The organism is Sphingopyxis granuli NBRC 100800 (assembly GCF_001591045.1).
GTDB classification, from domain to species: domain Bacteria; phylum Pseudomonadota; class Alphaproteobacteria; order Sphingomonadales; family Sphingomonadaceae; genus Sphingopyxis; species Sphingopyxis granuli.
In genome coordinates, this window is sequence record NZ_BCUA01000002.1 from 1 (window position 1) to 21,619 (window position 21,619).

At 67.7% G+C, this 21,619-nt stretch carries 16 protein-coding genes; 5 read left to right on the top strand and 11 right to left on the bottom strand.

Going from position 1 to position 21,619, the window contains the following annotated elements; all coding sequences use genetic code 11:
• Window positions 1-692 (bottom strand): amidohydrolase family protein (locus tag SGR02S_RS00860; protein WP_501193778.1); only part of this gene is annotated, 692 nt, incomplete at its 3' end.
• A gap of 159 nt (window positions 693-851) precedes the next feature.
• Here SGR02S_RS00860 and SGR02S_RS00865 point away from each other — a divergent pair.
• From SGR02S_RS00865 to SGR02S_RS00885, 5 genes are read left to right on the top strand one after another with little or no spacing between them, the layout of a single operon-like run.
• On the top strand, window positions 852-2,048 hold the full coding sequence (locus SGR02S_RS00865) for an aminotransferase-like domain-containing protein (RefSeq protein ID WP_067105134.1): 1,197 nt from the start codon (window positions 852-854) through the stop codon (window positions 2,046-2,048).
• A complete protein-coding gene (locus tag SGR02S_RS00870; RefSeq protein ID WP_082796876.1) occupies window positions 2,048-3,166 on the top strand; it encodes an ABC transporter ATP-binding protein in 1,119 nt (372 codons plus the stop codon). Before SGR02S_RS00865 ends, SGR02S_RS00870 begins: the two co-directional genes overlap by 1 nt.
• The gene (locus SGR02S_RS00875; protein WP_067105135.1) at window positions 3,163-4,212 is read left to right on the top strand and encodes an ABC transporter substrate-binding protein; all 1,050 of its coding nucleotides are present in this window, start codon (window positions 3,163-3,165) and stop codon (window positions 4,210-4,212) included. Before SGR02S_RS00870 ends, SGR02S_RS00875 begins: the two co-directional genes overlap by 4 nt.
• Before the next feature lie 7 nt (window positions 4,213-4,219).
• Window positions 4,220-5,386 (top strand): ABC transporter permease, encoded by a 1,167-nt coding sequence (locus tag SGR02S_RS00880; protein WP_082796860.1) that lies wholly within the window; start codon window positions 4,220-4,222, stop codon window positions 5,384-5,386.
• The gene (locus SGR02S_RS00885) at window positions 5,383-6,222 is read left to right on the top strand and encodes an ABC transporter permease (protein ID WP_067105137.1); all 840 of its coding nucleotides are present in this window, start codon (window positions 5,383-5,385) and stop codon (window positions 6,220-6,222) included. Before SGR02S_RS00880 ends, SGR02S_RS00885 begins: the two co-directional genes overlap by 4 nt.
• On the opposite strand, the gene SGR02S_RS00890 is transcribed toward SGR02S_RS00885, so the two are convergent.
• The 10 genes from SGR02S_RS00890 to SGR02S_RS00935 all read right to left on the bottom strand — a co-directional run bounded on the left by SGR02S_RS00890 (window position 6,196) and on the right by SGR02S_RS00935 (window position 21,574).
• A complete protein-coding gene (locus tag SGR02S_RS00890) occupies window positions 6,196-7,305 on the bottom strand; it encodes a dipeptidase (protein ID WP_067105138.1) in 1,110 nt (369 codons plus the stop codon). The genes SGR02S_RS00885 and SGR02S_RS00890 overlap by 27 nt on opposite strands.
• On the bottom strand, window positions 7,302-8,525 hold the full coding sequence (locus SGR02S_RS00895) for a M1 aminopeptidase family protein (protein WP_156482904.1): 1,224 nt from the start codon (window positions 8,523-8,525) through the stop codon (window positions 7,302-7,304). Before SGR02S_RS00895 ends, SGR02S_RS00890 begins: the two co-directional genes overlap by 4 nt.
• Window positions 8,522-10,342, bottom strand: coding sequence for a DUF885 domain-containing protein (locus SGR02S_RS00900; RefSeq protein ID WP_067105140.1), 1,821 nt, complete (start codon window positions 10,340-10,342; stop codon window positions 8,522-8,524). The genes SGR02S_RS00895 and SGR02S_RS00900 overlap by 4 nt, the downstream gene beginning before the upstream one ends.
• The gene (locus SGR02S_RS00905; protein ID WP_218000076.1) at window positions 10,339-12,120 is read right to left on the bottom strand and encodes a DUF885 domain-containing protein; all 1,782 of its coding nucleotides are present in this window, start codon (window positions 12,118-12,120) and stop codon (window positions 10,339-10,341) included. The genes SGR02S_RS00900 and SGR02S_RS00905 overlap by 4 nt, the downstream gene beginning before the upstream one ends.
• 26 nt (window positions 12,121-12,146) lie before the next feature.
• Entirely contained in the window at window positions 12,147-14,072 is a 1,926-nt protein-coding gene (locus SGR02S_RS00910) for a S9 family peptidase (protein ID WP_067105142.1), read from the bottom strand.
• A 64-nt stretch (window positions 14,073-14,136) separates the two neighbouring features.
• Window positions 14,137-17,406, bottom strand: coding sequence for a TonB-dependent receptor (locus tag SGR02S_RS00915; protein ID WP_067105143.1), 3,270 nt, complete (start codon window positions 17,404-17,406; stop codon window positions 14,137-14,139).
• A 75-nt stretch (window positions 17,407-17,481) separates the two neighbouring features.
• The gene (locus SGR02S_RS00920) at window positions 17,482-18,453 is read right to left on the bottom strand and encodes a FecR family protein (protein WP_169799604.1); all 972 of its coding nucleotides are present in this window, start codon (window positions 18,451-18,453) and stop codon (window positions 17,482-17,484) included.
• Entirely contained in the window at window positions 18,425-18,994 is a 570-nt protein-coding gene (locus tag SGR02S_RS00925) for an RNA polymerase sigma factor (protein ID WP_156482905.1), read from the bottom strand. The genes SGR02S_RS00920 and SGR02S_RS00925 overlap by 29 nt, the downstream gene beginning before the upstream one ends.
• Window positions 18,995-19,144: 150 nt before the next feature.
• Window positions 19,145-19,864: a hypothetical protein gene (locus SGR02S_RS00930; protein WP_067105146.1), complete on the bottom strand. Its 720-nt coding sequence runs from the start codon at window positions 19,862-19,864 to the stop codon at window positions 19,145-19,147.
• Between the two features lie 15 nt (window positions 19,865-19,879).
• On the bottom strand, window positions 19,880-21,574 hold the full coding sequence (locus SGR02S_RS00935; protein ID WP_067105147.1) for an alpha/beta hydrolase-fold protein: 1,695 nt from the start codon (window positions 21,572-21,574) through the stop codon (window positions 19,880-19,882).
• Window positions 21,575-21,619: the final 45 nt, after the last annotated feature.

The window sequence follows — 21,619 nt, forward strand, 5'->3', positions numbered from 1 at the left end:
ATCCACGCCTTGCGATAGCCCGCGACATTGCCCATCCGCGTCGCCGGCGACCGGCCGCGCGCGCCATAGACGCGTTTGGGATTCTCGCCGCACGCCATCTTCAATCCATAGGGAGCGCCGGGGAATTTCATGCCCTGCGCCGTCACCGCGGGAACATTCCTGAGCGTCACGGAGCGCCCGCCGAACAGGTTCGCGGAGCCCGGAAGCACCATCAGCGTCGTCACCCCGCCGGCGCGCGCGAGACGGAATTTCGGGTCCTGCGGCCAGACCGAATGTTCGGCCCACACCTCCGCGGTGTTCGGTGCGACGGCTTCATTGCCGTCCTGATGCGACGGCGTGGCCGGCGAAGGATAGACGCCGAGATGCGAATGCGCGTCGATGATTCCCGGCGTCACCCATTTGCCGCGACCGTCGACGCGCGCATAGCCGTCGGGAACGGAAAGGTTCGCGCCCACCGCCTCGACCCGGCCGTCGCGCATCAGCAGCGTCGCATCGGCGATCTCGGCGCCCGTTCCGGTCAGCAGCGTCGCGCCGACGATGGCGGTCGGCGCCGCGGCGGCCGGCCGATAGGTGCTGGGAAAGGGTCCTTCGGCGGCCGGATCGGCGGCAATGGCGCCGCCGGCGGCAAGCGCGAGCGCGGCCCATAAGGCGCCGACGGCCCGTCCCCCCCTATATCGCAGACGTCGTCGCATTCTTCCCCCTCCCGACCAGCACGAGCGATGGCGCGCGCAAATCCGCCACTCGCTTTTTGGTGGTCGGATGATGGCGGATTCGTCGGCCCGAACCATCGTTCCGGGCAGGGTGAGCCGCTTCGCGAACAGGCGAGGCGCAGAAGAGGGGCACAGGATTTGTTGAGTGATGATCGTCTGGCACGCCGGGCAAGACCCCTGTCGACGCGCTTTCCGGCCCCGCATTTTCCATCCGAGTTCGACGAGGGGACGATCTTCTTCGATTCGGGTTTCGCCGCGCCGCAACTGCTGCCCGACCTGACGCCCTATGCGGAGACGGCCCTCGGCGCGCATCGCGAGGAGGTGCTGCAATATGCATCGGGCCGCGGCCAGCCCTATATGCGCGCGTGGCTGGCGGAGTGGATGAATGCCAACGGCTGCGACCTGACCGCCGACCATATCCTGGTCACCAACGGCGCGAAGCAGGGGATCGACCTCGTCTGCCGGCTGCTGCTCGACGAAGGCGACGCGATCGTGGTGACCGCGCCGACCTATTTCACCGCAGTGCCGATCTTCCGCAATTTCGGTGTCGAGTTCATCGAGGTCGGGCAGGATGCGGCGGGCCTCGACGTCGCGGCGCTTGCCGCCGAACTCGATCGCCGCGCCGCCGCCGGCCGGGCGTCGCCGAAGCTGATCTACAACGTCCCCGAATTCCACAATCCGACCGGCACGACGATGCCCGACGCGCGCCGCGCCGCGCTGGTCGCGCTCGCGGAGGAGCGCGGCATCGCGATCATCGAGGACAGCCCCTATCGCCGCGTGCGCTTCGAAGGCGCAGACCAGGCGCCGCTCAAGGCGCTCGACCGGTCGGGATCGATCTTTCACCTCGGCAGCTTTTCCAAGCTGGTCGCCCCCGGACTGCGCATCGGCTGGGTCGCCGCCGAGCCCGCGCTGATCGCGCGGATGATCGCGCTCAAATCGGAAGGCGGTTCTTCGCCGCTGATCCAGAGGATCATTCATGGCTTTGCGAGTTCCCCTGCCTTTCCCGCGCATATCGCGCGCGTGCAGGCGGCCTATCGGGAGCGCCGCGACGCCATGATGACGGCGCTGGCGCGCGAACTGCCCGCCGCCCGCGTCGCGGCGCCCGAAGGCGGCTATTATGTCTGGGTGACGCTGCCCGACGAGACCGACGGCGACCAGCTCGCGGCGCGCGCGGCCGAAGCGGGCGTGCACCTGATCGCCGGAAGCCGCTTCTTCGCGTCGCAAGGCGCGGGCGTCCCGCGCAATCACGTCCGGCTGGCCTACAGCTATGCCACGCCGACGCAGATCGAAGAGGGCGTGCGGCGACTGGGCGCCGTCTATCGATCGATGACATGCTGATGGCGGTATCCGCCTCGCCCCTGGTCGAGTTCCGCGGCGTCGAGAAACGCTATGCGGCCGGCGCCGCTGCCGCGGTGGCCGGGCTCGACCTGGCGGTCGAGCGCGGCGAATTCCTGACCCTGCTCGGCCCCTCGGGCTCGGGCAAGACGACGACGCTGATGATGCTCGCAGGGTTCGAGACGCCGAGCGAGGGCGACATATATCTCGATGGCCGCTCGCTGGCCGACCGGCCGCCGCACAAGCGCAACATGGGCGTCGTCTTTCAGAATTACGCATTGTTTCCGCACATGAGCGTCGCCGGGAATATCGCCTTTCCCCTGCGCGTCCGCGGCATTCGCGGCGCCGATGCGGCGGCGAAGGTCGAAGCGGCGCTGGCGCTGGTCCGGCTCGAAGGCCTTGGCGACCGACGGCCCGACGCATTGTCGGGCGGCCAGCGCCAGCGCGTCGCGCTGGCGCGCGCACTGGTCTTCGAACCCGACCTGGTGCTGATGGACGAACCGCTGGGCGCGCTCGATCGCCAGCTTCGCGAACATCTGCAGATCGAGATCAAGCGCATCCAGCGCGCGCTCGGCCTCACCATTCTCTATGTCACCCACGACCAGAGCGAGGCGCTGACGCTGTCCGACCGCATCGCGGTGTTCGCCGATGGACGGGTGCAGCAACTCGGCCCGCCCGATACGATATACGAACGGCCCGCCAATGCCTTCGTCGCCGGATTCATGGGCGAAAACAACCGCCTCGCCGCGACGGTGATCACGCAGCAGGGCGACCAGTGCGCGATCCGGCTGGCGGGCGGCCAGATCGTGCGGGCGACCGCGGCCGCCACCTTCACCCCCGGCACCGCCGTCGTCGCGGCGATCCGGCCCGAACATATCGAGATGGGCGAGCAGCCGCTCCCCTGTTGCAACGCGCTCGACGGACGCGTCGACCAGCTTGTCTATCACGGCGATCACCGTCGCATCCATGTCGGCCTCGACGGCGGCGGATCGCTGATCGCACGGGTTTCCGCCGACCGGGACGTGAAGCCGGGGGACCGGCTGGCGATCGGCTGGTGCACCGACCGCTGCTTCGTCTTTCCGGCGGCGGATGGCTCGAATCCGGGGGGAGAGGGATCATGACATTCCGGCTGAGAGCGCTCGGCGCGCTGGCACTGCTTACGCTCGGCGCCTGCGGATCGGGGTCCGACCTTCGCCCGCTGACCGTGGTCGGCTGGGGCGGCTCCTCGCAGGACGCGCACCGGCAGGCCTATTGGTCGTCCTTCTCGCAGGCGACCGGCATCCCGCTGCGCGAGGACAGCTGGCGCGGCGGCGTCGGCGTGATCCGCACCAAGGTGACCGGCGGCGACACGAGCTGGGACATCGTCCAGGTCGAGACCGAGGATCTGATCCTCGGCTGCGAGGAAGGCTTGTTCCAGCGGCTCGACTGGGCCGCGCTCGGCGGACGCGACGCCTTCCTGCCCGCGGCGGTGCACGACTGCGGCGTGGGCGCGATGCTGTGGTCCTATGTGATCGGCTATGACGGCGACCGCATCCGCGGGACCGGTCCGCAAAGCTGGGCCGATTTCTGGGACGTCAACCGCTTCCCCGGCAAGCGCGGCATGCGCAAGACCCCCAAATATTCGCTGGAGTTCGCGCTGATGGCGGACGGCGTGCCGCCCGACCAGGTCTATCCGACGCTCCGCACGCCGGCGGGGGTCGATCGCGCCTTCCGCAAGCTCGACGAAATCAAGCCGCATGTCGTCTGGTGGTCCTCGATCTCGCAGGTTCCCGACCTGCTGGGGTCGGGCGAAGTGGTGATGTCGGTGACCAGCCCCGGCCGGCTGGTCGTCGCCAACCGCACCGAAGGCCGCCATTTCAAGCTGAACTGGCACGGCAACATCTATGCCGTCGATTATTGGGTCATCCTGGCCAACAGCCCGCGCAAGGCCGAGGCCGCCCAGTTGCTGCGCTACATGACGCGGCCCGAAAGCCAGATGCGGCTGGCACGCTTCATCCCGACCGGCCTCACCAACATCGAGGCGAACCGCGAGGTCGGCCCGGAGTTGAAGCGCGATACGCCGAGCGACCCCGCGAACATGGTCGGCGCGCTCGAACTCAACGCCGATTTCTGGGTCGAGTACGGCGACCAGCTCACCCAGCGGTTCAACGCCTGGGTCGCGCGCTGATCCGCCGATGACGCGCCGCTGGTGGCCCTTTGCGCTCGTCGCGCCGCTGCTGATCTTCCTGATCGCCAGCTTCATCGCGCCGGTGATGCTGATGCTGTCGCGTGCGGTGATCGACCGCGATCTCGAACGCGCCTGGCCCGAAAGCGCGGCGGCGCTGCGCGCATGGGACGGCGACGGACTGCCGCCCGACGAGCTCGCGCGCACGGTGGCGCACGAAACGCTGGCGACGCATCGGGCGGGCACGCTCAACCGCGTGGCCAATCGGCTGAACTACGACATGGTCGGTTCGCGGAGCCTGCTCTATGCCACCGCCGACCGGCTCGCGGCCGGCGCGCCCGGCGATACGGTCGCCGATCTCGCGCGGATCGACCCGCGCTGGGGGCAGCCCGCCATATGGTCGGTGATGCGCCATGCAGACGGACCGCTGACCAACTATTATCTGCTCGCCGCGCTCGACCGGCGGCTCGACGCCGAAGGCCGCATCGTCGGCGTTCCGCGCGAGCAAGCGGTGTTCGGCGACATCTTCCTGCGCACCTTCAAGATCAGCGCGGTCGTCGCCCTGCTGTGCACGTTGCTCGGCTATCCGGTCGCCTATCTGCTCGCTTCGCTGCCCGCGCGGACCGCCAACCCGCTGCTGATCCTGGTGCTGCTGCCTTTCTGGACGTCGGCGCTGGTGCGCACGGCGGCGTGGGCGGTGCTGCTCCAGACCAACGGCGTCGTGAACGGCGCCCTCCAGACGATCGGGCTGATCGACGCGCCGATCCAGCTCATCTACAACCGCCTCGGCGTCTATATCGCGATGACGCACGTGCTGCTGCCCTTCTTCATCCTGCCGCTCTACAGCGTGATGAAGGGGATTGCGCCGACGGCGATGCGCGCCGCAAGCTCGCTCGGCGCCTCGCCGATGCTCGCGTTCCGGAAAGTCTATCTGCCGCAGACGCTGCCGGGCGTCGCCGCGGGCGCGATCATCGTCTTCACCCTGGCGCTCGGCTATTATGTGACGCCCGCGCTGATGGGCGGCGGCGCCGACCAGATGATCAGCGCCTCGATCGCCTTCTATACCAACCAGTCGCTCAACTGGGGCATGGCCGCGGCGCTCAGCCTGCTGCTGGTGCTGCCGCTGCTGCTGATGCTGTTCGCGGGACGGACGATGGTCCGCACGGTGCCGGCATGATCGCCGTCCGCTCGCGATCCGGGCGGCTCGGCCGGGCGGCGCTGATCGCCTTCTGCGCGCTGGTGTTCGCCTTTCTGGTGCTGCCGATCCTCGCGGTCGTTCCGCTTTCGCTCAATCCCGGCGGCTTCCTCGTCTTTCCCGAAGGCGGGCTGTCGCTGCGCTGGTACCGCACGCTCGCCGATTCGCCACAATGGACGCACGCCTTCGGCAACAGCTTCAAGATCGCGGTGGCGACGACGGCGATCGCGACGCCGCTCGGGACGCTGGCGGCGATCGGCCTTTCGCACATGCGCTCGCGCGCCAAGCCGGTCATCGTCGCGCTGATCAGCGCGCCGCTGGTCATGCCGATCGTCGTCGTCGCGGTCGCCTTCTATTTCCTGTTCGCGCCGCTGGGTCTCGTCAACGGGCCGGTGGGGCTGGTGATCGCGCACAGCGCGCTGGCGCTGCCGTTCGTGGTGATCGTCGTCCATGCCTCGCTGAGCGGCCTCGACCCGGACCTGCTGCGCGCCGCGGCCAGCCTCGGCGCGCCGCCGCTGACCCAGCTCGTCCGCGTCCTCGCGCCGCTCGCCGCGCCGGGGATCGCCGCGGGCGCGGTCTTCGCCTTCATGACCTCGTTCGACGAGACGACGGTGGCACTGTTCATCGCCGGTCCGGAGCAGCGCACGCTGCCGATCCAGATGTTCGAGGGGGTGCGCGAACAGATCAGTCCCGCCATCGCCGCCGCGGCGACGCTGCTGATCGTCGCGTCGACCCTGCTGCTGGGGACCGCCGAACTGCTGCGCCGGCGCGGCGAGCGGCTGCGGACGGGCTCAGCGGCCCCAGACGTCGGCGCATAATCGCGCGAAATTGGCGCCGAGCAGCTTTTCGATGCGCCGCGCCGGCCAGCCGCGCGCCGACAGATCGTCGGCCAGCGTCAGGAAGCGCGTCGGCGCGTTATAGTCGGGAACGAGGTTGAAGACGTCGGGCGCCTCGCCCGGCGCCGCCACCCCCGCCGCCTTGCGCTCCTCATAGAAGCGCCGCTGGTTCTCGGCATAGCCGGCGGTCAGTTCGACCGCCCCGATGCCGCCATCGGTGCCGAGCGCGACATGATCCTCGCCCGCGACCTTCACCGCATGTTCGATATGCCGGATCACGTCGTCGGCGCGCGGCTGCCCGCTCGCCCGCAGGAAGGGCATGAAATAGATGCCCGCGACCCCGCCGCGATCGGCCAGCGCGCGCAGCTCGGCATCGGCGGTGTTGCGCGGCACATCGACGAGCGCGCGGCAGCCGGTGTGGCTGATCGCGATCGGCGCGCTCGACGCCGCGATCGCCTCTGCGATCGTGCGCTGCGATGCGTGGCTGGCATCGACCATCATCCGCCGCGCGTTGAGCCCGGCGACGACCTCGCGCCCGAAATCGCTGAGGCCGGCGTTTCCGGGCTCGAGACAGCCGTCGCCGACCAGGTTGCGCTTGTTGTAGGTGAGCTGCACGATGCGGACGCCGAGCAGGTCGAACAGGTCGAGCCGGCCCGCGTCGGTTTCGAGCGGCACCGTATCCTGGAACCCGAAGATCACCCCCAGCCGGCCGCTGTCCTGCGCGGCGCGCAGGTCGGTCGCGGCGCGGATGTGGAGCAGCCGGTCGGGAAAAGCCCGAACGAAGCGTCCGTAGCGGGCGATGCGCCGCAGCGTTTCCTCGAAACGCCCCGCGGTGTTCCCCGCCGCACCGACCGTCTGGTGGATCGCCGTCAGCCCCGACGCGCGATAGGCGGCCAGTTGCGACGCGACCGCCGGCCCCTCGGGATCGAGCGGGCCGAGCGAGGACAGGCCGTCGATGACCATGGCGCGGTCGTATCGACCGCGCCCGAACCCGGTCGCCCCGGCGCGGGCGGAGACGGCGAGCGCGGCTGTGCCGCCCAGCACCGCGCGCCGCGAGATTTTCATGTGTGGAGCGCCGTGTCGAATTCGCGCGCCGCATCGGCACCCGCGATCTCGGTCAGGTGGTGCAGAAAGACCGCCGTCGTGTGCACCGGCTCCTTCGCCATCGCGATCATCAGCCGGTCCATCGCCGCGCGCCCGATCCGATGCTCCAGATCGACCAGCAGCAGCGGCCCCTTGCCGTAGAGCTGGACCCGGTCGGGCCGGCCGTGCCCCATGACCGGACCGGCCTTCGTCGTCGCCTCGCGCTTGGCCGCGATGTTCTTCGCCAGTTCCTCCGGCCCGAAAGCCTGTTCGACATAGCGCATCGACATATATTCGGCCGCCGATTCAACGAGCCAGAAATCATCGGTCAGCGGGCTCGCGAGCATCCACCAGGCATGCGCGATCTCGTGCGCGACATGGCGGCCGGGTCCGACCTCCGAATCCTCCGGGCTGCCCGCGCGGCCTTCGGTCACGACCGTATAGGCCGTGCGCGCATAGCCCATCGACCGCTCGCGCCACACCTGCGCCATCCGCACCTTGCGGGGCAAGGGACCGAACATCGCCTCGAAATAGCGCGCGGCGGCCTCGCTATGCTTGATATATTGCCGCGAGCGCCACGCCGACAGGTCGCGCGAATAGAATTCGACGCCGTGCGCCTCGGCACGCTCCAGCCCGCGCATCGCGACGAGCGGCAGGTCGATGTCGAGGAAATCCCGCCTGATCCGCACGCCATCGGGGGTCCGCGTGACGTCGCCCTGCGCGACGACGACCAGATCGGGCGCGAGCCCGTCGATCGTCGCATCGACGGTGAAGCGCGTCTGGATGTCGGCGCCGACCGGATACCACATATGATCGAGGAACAGCTCATAGCCTTCGGGCCGCAGCGGCTTGTTGCCGCTGTCATGCTCGGTGTCGATCGGCCCGGCATAGCGGAAATGCAGCTTGACGGGTTCGGCGTGCGGATCGGCGAAACGGAAGACGTACCGGTTCAGCGCGGGCATCGGCGAATCGGCCGGCTCGACCGTCATCGTCACGCCGTGCGGCAGCGCCGTCGGCTGCATCGCGAAACGCTGCGAGAGCAGAAAGGCCTTTTCGGCCTCCCCTTCGCTGAGCGTGATCGTGACATCCGCGTCGAGCCGGCCTTCGGGGTCGAAATGCGCCGCGACGTCATAGTGCGGCGGCGCGGCAAGCGCGGTGCCGCCGCACAGGCAGGCGGCGGCGAAAGCGAAAATCATCCTCATGCCGCGGCTCCTCCATCGGCGATCCAATTGTCTATTCTTTCCTCGAGCAGCGGCAGCGGCAGCGGACCGGCGCCGAGCGCGACATCGTGGAAGCGGCGAAGGTCGAAGCGGTCGCCGAGCTTTTCGCGCGCCCGCGCGCGCAGCGCGACGATCGTCTGCATGCCGATGTAATAGGCGGTCGCCTGACCGGGCAGGACGATATAGCGGTCGATCTCGCGCTGGTTGTCGTAATGGCTCGACGGCATGTTCGCATCGAGCCACGCGACCGCCTGCTCGCGGGTCCATCGCATCGCATGGATTCCGGTGTCGACGACGAGGCGGCAGGCGCGCATCAGCGACAGCGAAAGGCGGCCGAAATCCGAATAGGGATCGGCATAGAGCCCCATTTCCTTGGGCAGCAGTTCCGAATAGAGGCCCCAGCCCTCGCTGAACGCCGCGATGCTGGCGAAACGGCGGAATTTCGGAATCCCCTCCATCTCGTGCGCGATGCAGGTTTCGATATGATGGCCGGGGATCGCCTCGTGATAGAGCGTCGCGGCCAGCTGGTAGCGCGGCTGCGCCTGCATGTCGGCGAGATTGATGTAGAAGATGCCGGGCGCCGAGCCGTCCTGCGGCGGGTTGCGATAATGCGCCTTGGGCGCCGACTTCTCGCGCCACGCCTCGATCGCGCGCACCTCGACCGGCGCTTTCGGCAGATGGCCGAACAATTCGCCCTGCCGCGCGCGAATCTCGTCGAGCAGCGCATTGGCCTCGGCCAGATAGGCGGCGCGGCCGGCATCGCTGTCGGGGTGATAGAAGCGCGGGTCGGTGCGCATGAAGGCGAAGAAGGCCTGAAGATCGCCGTCGAAACCCGTCCGCCGCATGATCGCGCGCATCGCATCGTGGATCGCCGCCACCTCGCGCAATCCGAGCGCGTGTACCTCGGCCGCCTTTCGCGGCAGCGTGGTATAGGATTCGAGCTGCGCCCCGTAATAGGCCTCGCCGTCGGGAAGCTTCCACACGCCGTCGACGCCGTCGGCCTGCGCCTCGGCCGCGCGCAGGTGCGCGACCAGCGCTCCATAGCCGGCGGCGAAGCCCCCCGTCAGCGCCGCGGTGCCGCGCGCGAGAAGGTCGGCGCGATCGGCATCGGAAAGGTCGGCGGCGGCGAGCTTGGTCTTGAAGTCGGCGAGGATCGGGCTGTCGCCCTCTCCCTCGAACGGCGCCCCCTTCAGCAGATTGACGCAAGGTTCGATCACCAGCCCATAAACGAAGCGCGGCGGCCGGATGCCGCGCGCCTCCTGCGCCCGAAGCCGCGCGACCGCCTGCGCCATCAGCGGTTCGACGCCGGCCAGCCGCTTGATATAGGCCTCCGCATCGACGCGGGTGGCGATCGGATGGCTGTTGGTGAGCGTGCTCGGCACGCGCGTGTGCACGCCGCCCATCTGGGTCATCACATAATCATGATGCCGCCATTTGAAATCGCGCAGCGCGCGTTCGGACTGGAGCGCGAACATGCGATGGCTGAGCCGGGCCTGCGGCGACAGTTTCGCGACGTCGAACCCCTGCAATTCGGCATGATCGCGCTCGCGCAGCCGGTAGTCCTCCAGCTCGCGCGCCTCGCTGATGTCGTCCCACTTGTCCTGGTCGCGGCGGATGCCGAGCGCCGACTGGCGCGTCGGGCTGCGATCGAGCGAGCGCTGGAAGATGCGTTCGAAAAAGGCGTCGAGCCGCGCGTCCTCTCCGGTCTCGATCGCAAACGCCGGCGGCGCGATCAGCGCGGCCCCCGCAAGCGCCGCCGATCCGATGAAATGGCGTCGGTCGATGCTGCCGTTGCTCATGCGGTTCCTCCCCCCTTGGCTATCCAGGCGTCGATATGGGCTTCGAGCAGCGGCAACGGCAGCGGGCCGCTGCCGAGCACGCCGTCGTTGAAACGGCGGAGGTCGAACCGGTCGCCGAGCCGGGCCCGCGCGCGGTCGCGCAGCTCGACGAGCTTGAGCTTCCCCATTTCATAGGCGCAGGCCTGGCCCGGGGTGACGATATAGCGCTGGATCGCGGTGACATTGTCGGCGTGGTTCGCCGGGGTGTTCTGGTCCAGCCAGGCGACCGCCCGCTCCCGGCTCCAGCGCAGCGCATGGACGCCGGTGTCGGTGACGAGGCGCCCCGCGCGCATCAATTCCATCGAGAGCCGGCCGAATTCCTGCCACGGATCGTCGTAAAGCCCCATCTCGACCGGCAGCTGTTCGGCGAACAGCGCCCAGCCCTCGCTGAACGCGGTATAGCCGCCGAAGGCCCGGAATCGGGGCAGGCCGGTCAGCGCCCGCGTCACCGCCTTTTCAAGATGATGGCCCGGCACCCCTTCGTGATAGGAGAGCGCCGACAGTTCGTAGATCGGCAGATTCCGCATGTCGCGCGTGTTGACATAGAGGATGCCGGGGCGCGTGCCGTCGGCCGAAGGCGCGAAATAGCCGGCGGTGCCGGCCGACGCTTCGAGCCAGGGTTCGACCGGCTTCACCACCACCTCCGCGCTCGGCACATGGTTGGTGAGTTCGCCGAGCCGCGCGGTCACCGCCGCGATCTTCGCGCGCATCGCGTCGAGATAGGCCGCCTTCCCCTGCGGCGTATCCGGATAATAGAAGCGCGGATCGGTGCGCACATGCTCGAACAACTCGGCGAGCGTGCCCGAAAAACCCGCGCGCTTCGCCACGGCCCGCATCTCGGCATGGAGCCGCGCGGTCTCTTCGAGCCCGATCCGGTGCACCTCCGCCGGCGACAGGGACAGCGTCGTGTTCCACCGCAGTTGAGCCGCATAATAGGCATCGCCGTCGGGCAGCCGCCAGACGCCGTCGTTGCAGCCTTCCCCGCAGGGGATGCTGCGCAGGCAGGCGATCAGGTGGCGGAAACCCGGACCGAATCCTTCCAGCAAGCCAGCCTCGGCTGCGCGCAGCAACCCCGACTTTTCGGCATCGGACAGCGCCAGCTTCGCGATCTTGCCGCGGAAATCGGCCAGCATCGGGCTGTCGGGCGCCCCGGGCTGAAACGGCGCGCCGCTGATCAGCTTCTCGCAATTGCCGATGACGAGCGGGATGGAAAAGGCGGGAGGGGCGACGCCGTTCGCCGCCTGCCGTTCCAGACCCGCGACGACGGCCGCCAGATAGGGGGCCACGGCGTGCAGCCGCGCGACATACGCCTCGGCATCGGCGCGATCCGCGATCGCATGGTTGTTGATCAGCGTCTGCGGAATGTCGCGCTGCGGCCCGCGCATCTGGCACACCGGATAGTGATGGCCGCGCCAGCGATGGCGCTCGATCGCCTCTTCGGCATCATAAGCGAAAAGATCGTAGCTGAGCCGAGCCTGCGGCGTCAGCGCGCGGCGATCGAAGCGGCGAAGCGCGGCGAGATCGCCCCGCGCCAGCCGGACATCCTCGTCCGCGCGGCGCTGGCTAACGTCGGGCCACCCCGCCTGCCCGCCCTTGACGCCCATCGCCGATTGCGCGGACGGGCTGCGGGCGAGATCGCGCTGGAACACCGATTCGAAAAAGGCGTTCAGCCGCGCATCCTCGTCTCCGCCGGCCGCCCAGGCCGGCGCCGCCGCAACGAGCGCGCCGGCGGCGAGCAATTCGCGCCGGCTGAGGCAAGCCCCCGTCACCGGCCGATCGGAAAATCGCCCAACGGGGAGATTTCCGCCTCTTTCCCCGGCGCATTCTTCACATGCGCGTCGAGGAATTCGAGGATGGCGCGATAGGCGGCGATCTGGTTCGCCTTCTTGCGAAAGCCATGCCCCTCGTCGGGAAAGACGATATAGTCGACGGGCACGCCGTTCGCCTTGACCTTTGCGACGATGTCCTCGGATTCGACCGGCAGCACCCGCGGGTCGTTCGCCCCCTGGAGCACGAGCAGCGGTTTGCGGATCGCGTCCGCGTGGAACACCGGCGAAATCCTGCGCAGATAGTCCGCATCCTTTTCGGGATCGCCGACCTCGGTAAACAGCAGCCGGCGCAGGTCCTCCCACCAGCTCGGCGTGTTGGCGAGCAGGCGCGGCCAGTTCGACACGCCATAGATGTCGACCCCCGCGGCGAAGGCATCGGGCCGGAAAGCCAGCCCGGCCAGCGTCATATAGCCGCCGTAGCTCTGGCCCTGGATCGCGATCTTGTCGGGATCGACGAAGCCGGTGTCGACGAGCATCCGCTTCGCCGCGACCACGTCGTCAAGGTCGGCGTCGCCGTGGCGGCGGTCGTCGAGGTGATAGAAGGTGCGGCCCGACCCGCTGCTGCCGCGATTGTTGATCTCGAACACCACATAGCCGTGGTTGGCGAGATATTGCGGCAAGGGGCGATAGCCGACGCGGCTTTCGTCGCCGGGGCCGCCGTGGACATGGATCACCGCGGGCCGCCGTTCGCCGGCGCGCGCATCCTTCGGCACATAGAGGATGCCCGGCACCGCCAGCCCGTCATAGGATGCAAAGCGCACGACCTTTCCGGGCACGAGGTCTTCGGGTGCGACGCCGGGGGCACGCGCGTCGAGCAAGGGCGTGCGCCTGCCGCTGGAGAGATCGAGAAGCGATATCTCCCCCGGCGTCGAGCCGTTCGAGGCGCTGATCAGCGCCTTTCGGGCATGGTTGGCGAGCAGCAGCGCGGTGCTCGCATCGGGCGTCCCGACGTCGAGCGTGATCGGACGGAAATCGCGCGCATCGAACAGGTAGGGGCGCGAGCGCGCATCCTCGTTGACCGAGACGATCAGCGTCCGCCCGTCGCGCGACAGCGCCGCGCCCTCGACGTCCCAGTCGGGCTTGAAGACGGTGACGCGCTCGCCGGTCGCCAGGTCCCGCCGCACCAGAAAGGCAAATTCGCCGCCATCGTCGGTGGTGTAGAAAAGCTGCGCGCCCTCGCTTGCAAAGACCTGCGGCTCGCAGGCCACCGGTTGGCCCTCGGGGGTGAGCTGGATCAGCTTCGCGGCGGTCCGGTCATAGACATAGCAATGCCGCGTCGCATTATCGACGATCCGGCTGAGCGCGACATAGCGCCGGTCGGGGCTGACCGCGCGCACCTGATAGGCCTTGTCGTTCTCGAACAGCCGGGTCTTTTCATAACCGTCGGCCTGAATCTCGTAGAGGTCGAAGAAGCGCGGGTCGCGTTCGTTCGTCTGGACGAAGAAGGAGCGGCCATCGTGCGCCCAGTCGACGAAGCGGGCGACGTGCCGGTCGCCGGGCGTCACGTCGCGCGCCGTTCCGTCGCGTTCGCGGACATAGATATGCGCGAGTTCGTTGCCGCCCTGATCGCTCGAGAAAAGAACGCGCTCGTCGTGCGGGAAATAGCCGATCGCGCGGATCGTTTCGCCGGTCGACCGGGTCAGCGGCACCGCCTTCCCGCCCGCCGACGGCATGACGTAGATATTGGCGATGCCGGTGCGGTTGCTGGTGAAGATCAGCTTGCTGTCATCGGGCGACCAGGACAGGCCGCCGATCGAATCGGAGTCCATCAACTGCTCGATCGTGTAGCGCTTCGGGCCGTCGTCCGCGAAAGCCGGAACGGCGAGGCAGGCGAGCGCGATGCCGAGCAGATATCTGGTCATGTTCGTTCCCTGGAATCGGCGAAGAACGGGGGCGGGACAAACGGTCCCGCCCCGGCTCCTCCCATCAGAAGTTGGCCGTCGCACGCAGCGTGTAGGTCCGCCCGATCGGGTCGTAGACGCCGAACTGGCGCGATACCTCGCCGGCAAAGGGAACCGCCTGATCGAACAGGTTCCGCACGCCGAACTGCAGGCGGAAATTGTCGTTGATGCGAGCCCCGAGCGTCGCATTGACGATCGTCGAAGACGGATAATAGAGGATCGGAGTATCCTCGATCGTCGCGGTATGGTCGGCGATCGTCTTCTGCGACCAGACGACCTGGAAATCGAGGTCGAACGGATCGAAACCATAGCCGATGCGGCCGTTGATCCGCCATTTGGGCGTGCCCACCGTGCCCTTCACGTCGATGATCGGCGAACCCGACGAGACCTGCGTCGTGAATTTGGTGACGCGGAAGGCGCTGAGGCCCAGCCGCAGCGCGCCCGGCTCACCGCCCGACGCGATGTTCGGCACCCCGATGCGATAGTCGAGCTGGCCGAGGATGCCCGCGAACTTCTGCGACGAGGTATTGTAATAGGATTCGGCGTAGCCGTTGGCGATATCGCCCGCGATCCGCGCCGCCCCCGGCTGCGCCGCCGCTTCCGCCGCGGTCAGGCGGCTGAAGGCGTTGCACGCGTCCTCGTTCGGATAATTGGGGCTGTCGTAGCAGGCCGCCTGCGCGGTCACGAGCGTGAAGCGGCTGATCGCGTCATGAAGATCGATATTGTTGTAATCGACCGCGAAACGAAGGCCGGGCACTGCCTGCGGCTGATAGACCATGCCGATCGACCAGCTGTTCGCCCGCTCGTTCCGAAGATCGAGATTGCCCGACACGATCCCCGCCGGCGACGCACCGCTGGTCGTCGGGTTGAAGGCGTTGGGAGCCGGGCCGCCGACCGCGGCAAGCGCGGCGGTGCAATTGGCGAGGCGCACGGTGGGATTCGGTCCCGAATTGACGCGGCTCGCCGCGCAGACGTCGGCCGCGTTGCGCAGCACGCTCGCCCCCGGCAGGGCGAGTTCGACGATCGAAGGCGCCCGGATCGCGCGGGTATAGACACCGCGGAAGGTCAGCCCCTCGATGAAGCTCGGCTGCAAACGGCCGCCTGCCGACCAGGTGAGGTCGCCGCCCGCCGTCGAGTGATCGACGTAGCGCAGCGCGCCTTCGAACTGGAGCGCGCGAACGAGCGGCAGGCCCATCTCTTCGTCGATCAGCGGAACGATCGTCTCGCCATAGACTTCGTCGGTATTGAAGCTGAACGGCGGCGTTTCGGCAAAGGCGGCCGATCCGCCGAGCAGGCTGATGCCGCCCTTCAATATGGCGTCGGGCACGAAGCTGCCATATTCGCGGCGATGCTCGTAGCCGATGTTGAAGGCGATCGGGTCGGCGATCCCGAACGGCAGGCGGCCGTCGAGGTTGGCGGTGATCGTCTGCAGCGAGTTGATGCTGATGCCGACGCCGCGATCGACGACATATTCGGCGGCTTCGTCGGAGAATCGATTTTCGCCGAAGATATTGAGCGGAACGCAGCTTCCGCCCGACCGGCAGACCGGAGCGCCGGGCGTGCCGACGACGTCGATCGCCTGCAGGAAGCGCGTCAGATTGACCTGATTGAATTCGGATTCGTTGCGGCTGCGACCGTAGTTGTACGAAAGATCCCAGTTCCACTTTTCGCCGCTGACGTCGAAATCGCCGCGGAAGCCGGCGACGATCCGATAGACGTCGAGCTTGGTGCGTCCGGGCGCCCGATCGGCGATGTCGTTCATGTTGCGGTTGAGCTTGAAGTTCGTGACGCCGTTGGCGACGAGGATGTCGCGCGCCTGGGCGCTGAGGAACGGGTTGTCGATGCTCATCGTCAACACCGGCCCGCCCAGGATGTTCGGCGCCGCGAACTGGAACAGGTCGCTGAGCTTGGTGCCGCTGGTGTGCGCGTAGGACCCTTCAACGAAGAAGGTAACGTTGTCGGTCAGGTCGTAATGACCGGTCGCATTGAACAGATACCGCTCGTTCGGCGTCAGCAGGCTGAAATGCTTCGCGGGATCGAGCCCGTCGCCGCCGTCGCGCATGATCGCATAGGGACCCGAACTCGACCCGAAGAAGCTGGCGCCGAGGTTGAACGGAACGAGATCGCCGTTCGGACCGAATTGCAGCGGATTGCCCGCAGCGTCGCGAATATAGCTGCCCGTTCCCGGCGCGATGTCGCCGGCCAGATAGGGCAGCCCGCCCTCGGTCAGCGCGGCGTAGCGCAGATCGCCCACGACGAGCTGCGCGGGAATGCCGTCGGTGCGATCGACATTGCCCGACGGGCTGAGGTAGCGGAACTTGTACCGCGAGGCGAGGACCATGCCTTCCTGGCGCACATATTCGGCGCCGAGGACGATGTTGCCGCGGCCGCCCGCGAAATTCTTGCCGAACAGCGCGCGCACCGCCTGGTTCGCGGCGTCGCCGCGGTCGCTGAGGCTTGCCTGCCCGGTCAGTTCCAGCCCGTCGTAATTGTCCTTGAGGATGATGTTCACGGTGCCCGCGATCGCATCCGAGCCATAGACCGGCGCCCCGCCGATCGCGACCGTTTCGATCCGGTCGATCAGGCCGACGGGAATCAGGTTGAGGTCGACCTGCGACCCCGGCGAGGTCGCCGCGCCGCTGCCCGACACGGTGTTCGACGACACGAAGCGCCGGCCGTTGACCAGCGTCAGCGTGCGCTGCGAGCCGAGGCCGAGGAAATTGGAATAGCTCTGCGCGACGCCGAGATTGGCCTGCGCGGCCCCGATCTGGCTGTTCGCGGCGGGCGCGAAGCCCGGCGTATCCTGCAGCGCTTCGATCGCGTTGGTATAGGCGCGCTTTTCGATCTGTTCGCGATCGGTCACGGTCGCCGATTGCAGCGTATCGAAACCCGCGCGCTTGATGCGCGATCCGGTCACGATGATGTCCTCGCCCACCAGTTCGGTCCCGGGTTCGGCCGCGGCCCGGCCGGCGCGGCGGATCACCACCACCCCGTCGCGATTCTGGAAGACCTCGACCCCCTTGCCCGCGAGCATGCGGCGCAGCGCCTCGACCGGCGTATAGCTGCCGTCGATACCGTTGGTCCGAACCCCCGCCAGATCGGAGTCGGGTATCATCACCTGCACGCCCGACTGGACGGCGAGCCGCTGCACCGCCGTCGCGGCGTCGCCGGACGGGATGGCATAGCGCTGCCGTTCCTGTGCCGCGGCGGGCGCCGTCCAGCATATCGCCGCAGCCACGCCGGCCATCAGCACCGCATGTGTATGGATTCGGTCCGGTGTCCCCCAGATCATCATTCTGCCCTCCCTAATGCCCCGAAGCAAAGTGACGCTTCCAAAGGCGAACGAGGGACGGCACGCGGAAATCCGCTATCAGTGCGAAGGAGAATTCTGCTGGCGCACCAGCACCAGCTCGTTGCCGCGGCGAATCACCTCGCCATTGAAGGCGCTGGCGGCGGCACCGGCAAAGGCCCGCGCGTCCCCCAGCTTGAAAACGCCCATGAATTCGGCCCGCGCCAGCGTCGGGTCGTCGATCGTCACGCGCAGGTCGGAATAGCGGTTGACCTCCGCCGCCGCGTCGCCGAGCTGCTGCCCGTTGAAGACGAGAAGCCCCTTGCGCCAGGCGATGCGCCGTTCGACATCGGCGGCGTCGAGCACCTCCTTGCGCGGGCCGGTGGCGGCGGCGACGAACTGTTCGTTGCGGCGGATATAGCGCGGCGCGGCCGACCCGCTCGCCGTGCCTCCGACCGCGACGACGCCTTCTTCCACCGTCACCTCGACCCCGCCCGTGCCGATCCCGACGACGAATTCGGTGCCGACCGCACGGACGTCCAGCCCCTCGGCACGGACCACGAACGGCCGCTTGCTGTTGTGGGCGACCTCGAACGACGCCTCGCCGCGCCGCAGGATCACCTGCCGGACCTTGTCGTCGTAGCGGATCTGCACCGCGGAATCGCCATTGAGGGTGACGGTGGAGCCGTCTTCGAGCACCATGTGGCGAACCTCGCTGCGCCCCGTCTCGACGCGGCCGGCGAGATGGTCGTAGGCGGTAGCGCCGCCGAGCACCACGAGCGCGAGCGAAGCCGCCATGGCGAAGGGCCGCCAGTTCCGCGCCCGCGCGGGCGGCACGGCGCGGCGTGCGCCGCCCTCCAGCGCCACCGCCCGGTCGATGTCGAGCCACAGCGCCTGCGCGCGCACATAGGCGCCAAGATGGCGGCTGTCCGCCGTCAGCCAGGCATCGAGTTCCCGCTGTTCCCGGTCGTCGAGCGCACGCTCGGCCGACCGCACCGCCCAGGCGGCCGCCCGGGCGTCGATGTCAGCCCCATTTCCAGAACCTGCGCTCACGCCTTCTTCCATCCTCCGCGCCCGCGGGCGCCTGTTTCATCGCCTCGGAGACCAGCCGCAGCGCCTTGGCGAGATGCTTCTCGACCGTGCTCTCGGCGATCCCCATATGCTCGGCGATCTGACGCTGCGAGAAGTCCTGAAACTTCTTCAGCTCGAAAGCCTCGCGGCATTTGGGCGGCAGCGTCTGCAATATTCCGTGCAGGCGCGCCAGTTCTTCCTGTCCACTCAGGCGCCTGTCGACGCTCATTTCCTCATCGATGATGTTCAGGGCATCCAAATCCGCCACCAGATCGATCGCCACGATGCGCGACCGGCGGATATGCTCGCCGACGATATGCCGCGCGGTGACGAACAGATAGGCGCGCGCGTTGCGGATCGAATCGGAATCGGCGGTCCACAGCCGGGCATAAGCCTCCTGCACCACCTCGTCGACGTCGCACGAGCCCAGACCGCGCAGGCGGCCGACAAGCCATTTGCGCAGATCGGGTTCGTGCGGCAGCACCTCCCGCGCGAACCAGCGAAGTCGAGCCTGATGATCCATCGCCGCGATGGCATCAGCATTCACCGCCCGGGTCAAGGGAAAATGACAATATCATGACTTATTTGTTGGAATTACAAATGCTTGTATCGCGCACGGCGAAGGGCCGGGCGGCGGGTGCCCGGCCGTGCTGCAGCGCCGCGTCGCCGGCGATCAGCTGATCCGCTTCACCACCTTCCCCGTCGCGTCGAGGAATTCGATGCTGGGTTCCCCCGATGCACCGACCCGCAGCAGCAGGCGCGGCCTGCCGCTCTTGTCGGCGAGTTTCACGATCGCATCATCGGATGTCTTGCCGACGAACAGCCGTTCGGCGGCCGTGCCCTTCGCCGTCGCATAGGCGCGCATCTCTTCGCGGATGCGGTCGCGGGCGGCCTGGTCGGGCGCCGTCGCGGCACGCTCGCTCATCTCCATCAGCGGCTTGATCGGCCAGTCGGGCCGGTCCCAGACGCGCAGGCCGGCGGCGCGCTGGCCGTTCGCCTCGCTATACTGGATGCCGACGGTCTGGTCCTGCTTGTACTGGTCGAACATCAACGATGCGCTGGCGCGGCGGTGCTCGCCCACGGTCTTGCTGTCGAAGGTCAGCCCGCCGACCTCGTCGCCTTCGTCGTTGAAGAAGAGCATGCCGCCCGTATCGCGGCTGTGGTGCTTATATTCCTTGCCCTCCATGAACAGGCCGGGAAAGCGTTCCGAATTGGCGAGTACCAGCCGATATTTGCCGTCGGGTTCGACGATGTTGATCCGCTTGACGCTGATCTCGTCAAAGCTGCTCTTCGCCGGCCCGGCGTCGGCCATCACCATCGCGGCGGGCGTCGCGGCGCCCGCTGCGAAGCCCGCCGCGATCAGCATCATCTGCCCCATGCGCTTCCCGGTCATCGTCCATTCCCCTCTTCAATAATTCCACGTATCGACCGGCGCGCCCGCGGGGGCCGCGCTGCGGTCATGGTCGGCGACCTCGCGGACGACGCCCGCCCAATCGGTGTGGTGCCAGTTGTGCCCCTTCTTGGGCCGGCCATATTCGAAGCGGATCGGATAATCCGGGCCCGCCACCTCGGCGACCATGTCCTGAAAGCGGTAGACCGCGAGATTGAGGTAGAAATCGTCCATCTCGCCGGCAAAGAAGTTCAGCTTTCCGCGCAGCTTCGGTCCCAGCGTCGCCCAATTGTCGCGCGCATAGCCCGACAGGTCGAAGCCGTGCTCGCGCATGTAGCGGACGACCTCCTTGTTGATGGCGCCGGTCTTCTTGTCATAGAGCAGCACCGGATAGCCGTCGGCGCCGACCGGTCCGTGCGTCGTCTGCCAGATGTCGAGCTGATAATAGGACCGTCCCTTCGACCCCATCATCGCCTCGAACGCGGCGAGGGTGCGCAGGTCCATCAGCGGCATCCCCTCGCGGCTGCGGCGGAAGGGCTTTTCCTTCGTGATCCAGTCGTTGATCTGCAAGGTGAACATATTGTCCTCCTTGTAGATGTCGGTGAGCTGGTAGCGGGTGAAGTCGATCGGATCGGGATTGAACACCCACGCGCCGCCGAACAGGTCGGGGTAATGGAGTTGCAGAGCCAGCGCCTCCCAGCCCCCGGTCGACGCCCCTTCGACGATCCGGCCATAGGGCTGGTCGATCAGCCGGAAGGTCTTTTCGAGATAGGGCATCAGTTCCCTGGTGATGGCGTCGCCCCACGGACCGTTGTTGGCCGAATTCAGCGCATAGGATTCGAAGAAATAGGGCCCGGGCGTCTCGAGCGTGATCGCCGCCATGCGCGGGAAGCCGTCGCCCGTCCATTCGCGCGAGAATTGATAGCCCGTCTTGACGTTGGCGTCGGCCGCGCCGCGCCGAGCGCCATCGGTATCGCTCGCCGGATCGGGATTGAAATTGAACGGCGCGCCGAAATGGCCGAACGTATAGATCGCCGGATAGCGCACGTTCGGATGCTTGGCGAAATCCTTCGGCAGCAGCACCTCGGCACCGATCGAGATGGGAATACCCCAGAAATCCGATAATATCTTGCTCTTGATACGGACGCGCTTGATCCACGGCGTGTCGGGATCGCGCGCGACCGGGCCGATCTTCTCGGTCAGCGTCAGCGCGACGGGCGCGCCGCCCGCGGGATCGAGGCGGGCGTCGAGCGGCTTGCTGTACGGGTTGCCGGGGAACATCGCCGCGCCGACGCGCTGGTCGCTGACCGGCACCCAGATGGTATGACCATCGGCCCGCTTCGCCTTGACATAGGGAATGAGGACGGCCTGCACCCTGTAGTCGCCCGCGGGCAACCGATCGAGGTCGAACGGAAAGCCGTCCGCCTTCGCATCGACCGTCACCGTCGTGCCGGGCGCGAGATTCTCGACATCGACGCCGAAGGCCGGTGGGCCGCTCATCCCGAGCAACTGGCGCGGCTCGGCCCGGGCCAGCGATGTATTGGAGCGCGGAGCGGCGACGACGATCAACCGTCCGGTGACCGGCGCGTCGGCGGCCGTCGGCGGCAGCGTCACCGAAAAGCTGATCTGCGCCGAAGCCGGCGCGACGACGACCAGCGAAACCAGCGCCAGAACGGCCTGAATCCCCCGCCTGCAATGATTGAAAAGCCCCACGTCCGCTCCCCCTCGAATAACAGCTCTCCGGATGACGATGAACCG

Excerpts from the sequence above, each read along its gene's own strand:
- SGR02S_RS00910 (WP_067105142.1), bottom strand. The coding sequence starts at position 14,072 with ATGACCAGATATCTGCTCGGCATCGCGCTCGCCTGCCTCGCCGTTCCG.
- SGR02S_RS00895 (WP_156482904.1), bottom strand. The coding sequence starts at position 8,525 with ATGAGGATGATTTTCGCTTTCGCCGCCGCCTGCCTGTGCGGCGGCACC.
- SGR02S_RS00875 (WP_067105135.1), top strand. The coding sequence starts at position 3,163 with ATGACATTCCGGCTGAGAGCGCTCGGCGCGCTGGCACTGCTTACGCTC.
- SGR02S_RS00890 (WP_067105138.1), bottom strand. The coding sequence starts at position 7,305 with ATGAAAATCTCGCGGCGCGCGGTGCTGGGCGGCACAGCCGCGCTCGCC.
- SGR02S_RS00900 (WP_067105140.1), bottom strand. The coding sequence starts at position 10,342 with ATGAGCAACGGCAGCATCGACCGACGCCATTTCATCGGATCGGCGGCG.
- SGR02S_RS00870 (WP_082796876.1), top strand. The coding sequence starts at position 2,048 with ATGGCGGTATCCGCCTCGCCCCTGGTCGAGTTCCGCGGCGTCGAGAAA.
- SGR02S_RS00930 (WP_067105146.1), bottom strand. The coding sequence starts at position 19,864 with ATGACCGGGAAGCGCATGGGGCAGATGATGCTGATCGCGGCGGGCTTC.
- SGR02S_RS00885 (WP_067105137.1), top strand. The coding sequence starts at position 5,383 with ATGATCGCCGTCCGCTCGCGATCCGGGCGGCTCGGCCGGGCGGCGCTG.
- SGR02S_RS00915 (WP_067105143.1), bottom strand. The coding sequence starts at position 17,406 with ATGATGATCTGGGGGACACCGGACCGAATCCATACACATGCGGTGCTG.
- SGR02S_RS00880 (WP_082796860.1), top strand. The coding sequence starts at position 4,220 with ATGACGCGCCGCTGGTGGCCCTTTGCGCTCGTCGCGCCGCTGCTGATC.
- SGR02S_RS00925 (WP_156482905.1), bottom strand. The coding sequence starts at position 18,994 with ATGGATCATCAGGCTCGACTTCGCTGGTTCGCGCGGGAGGTGCTGCCG.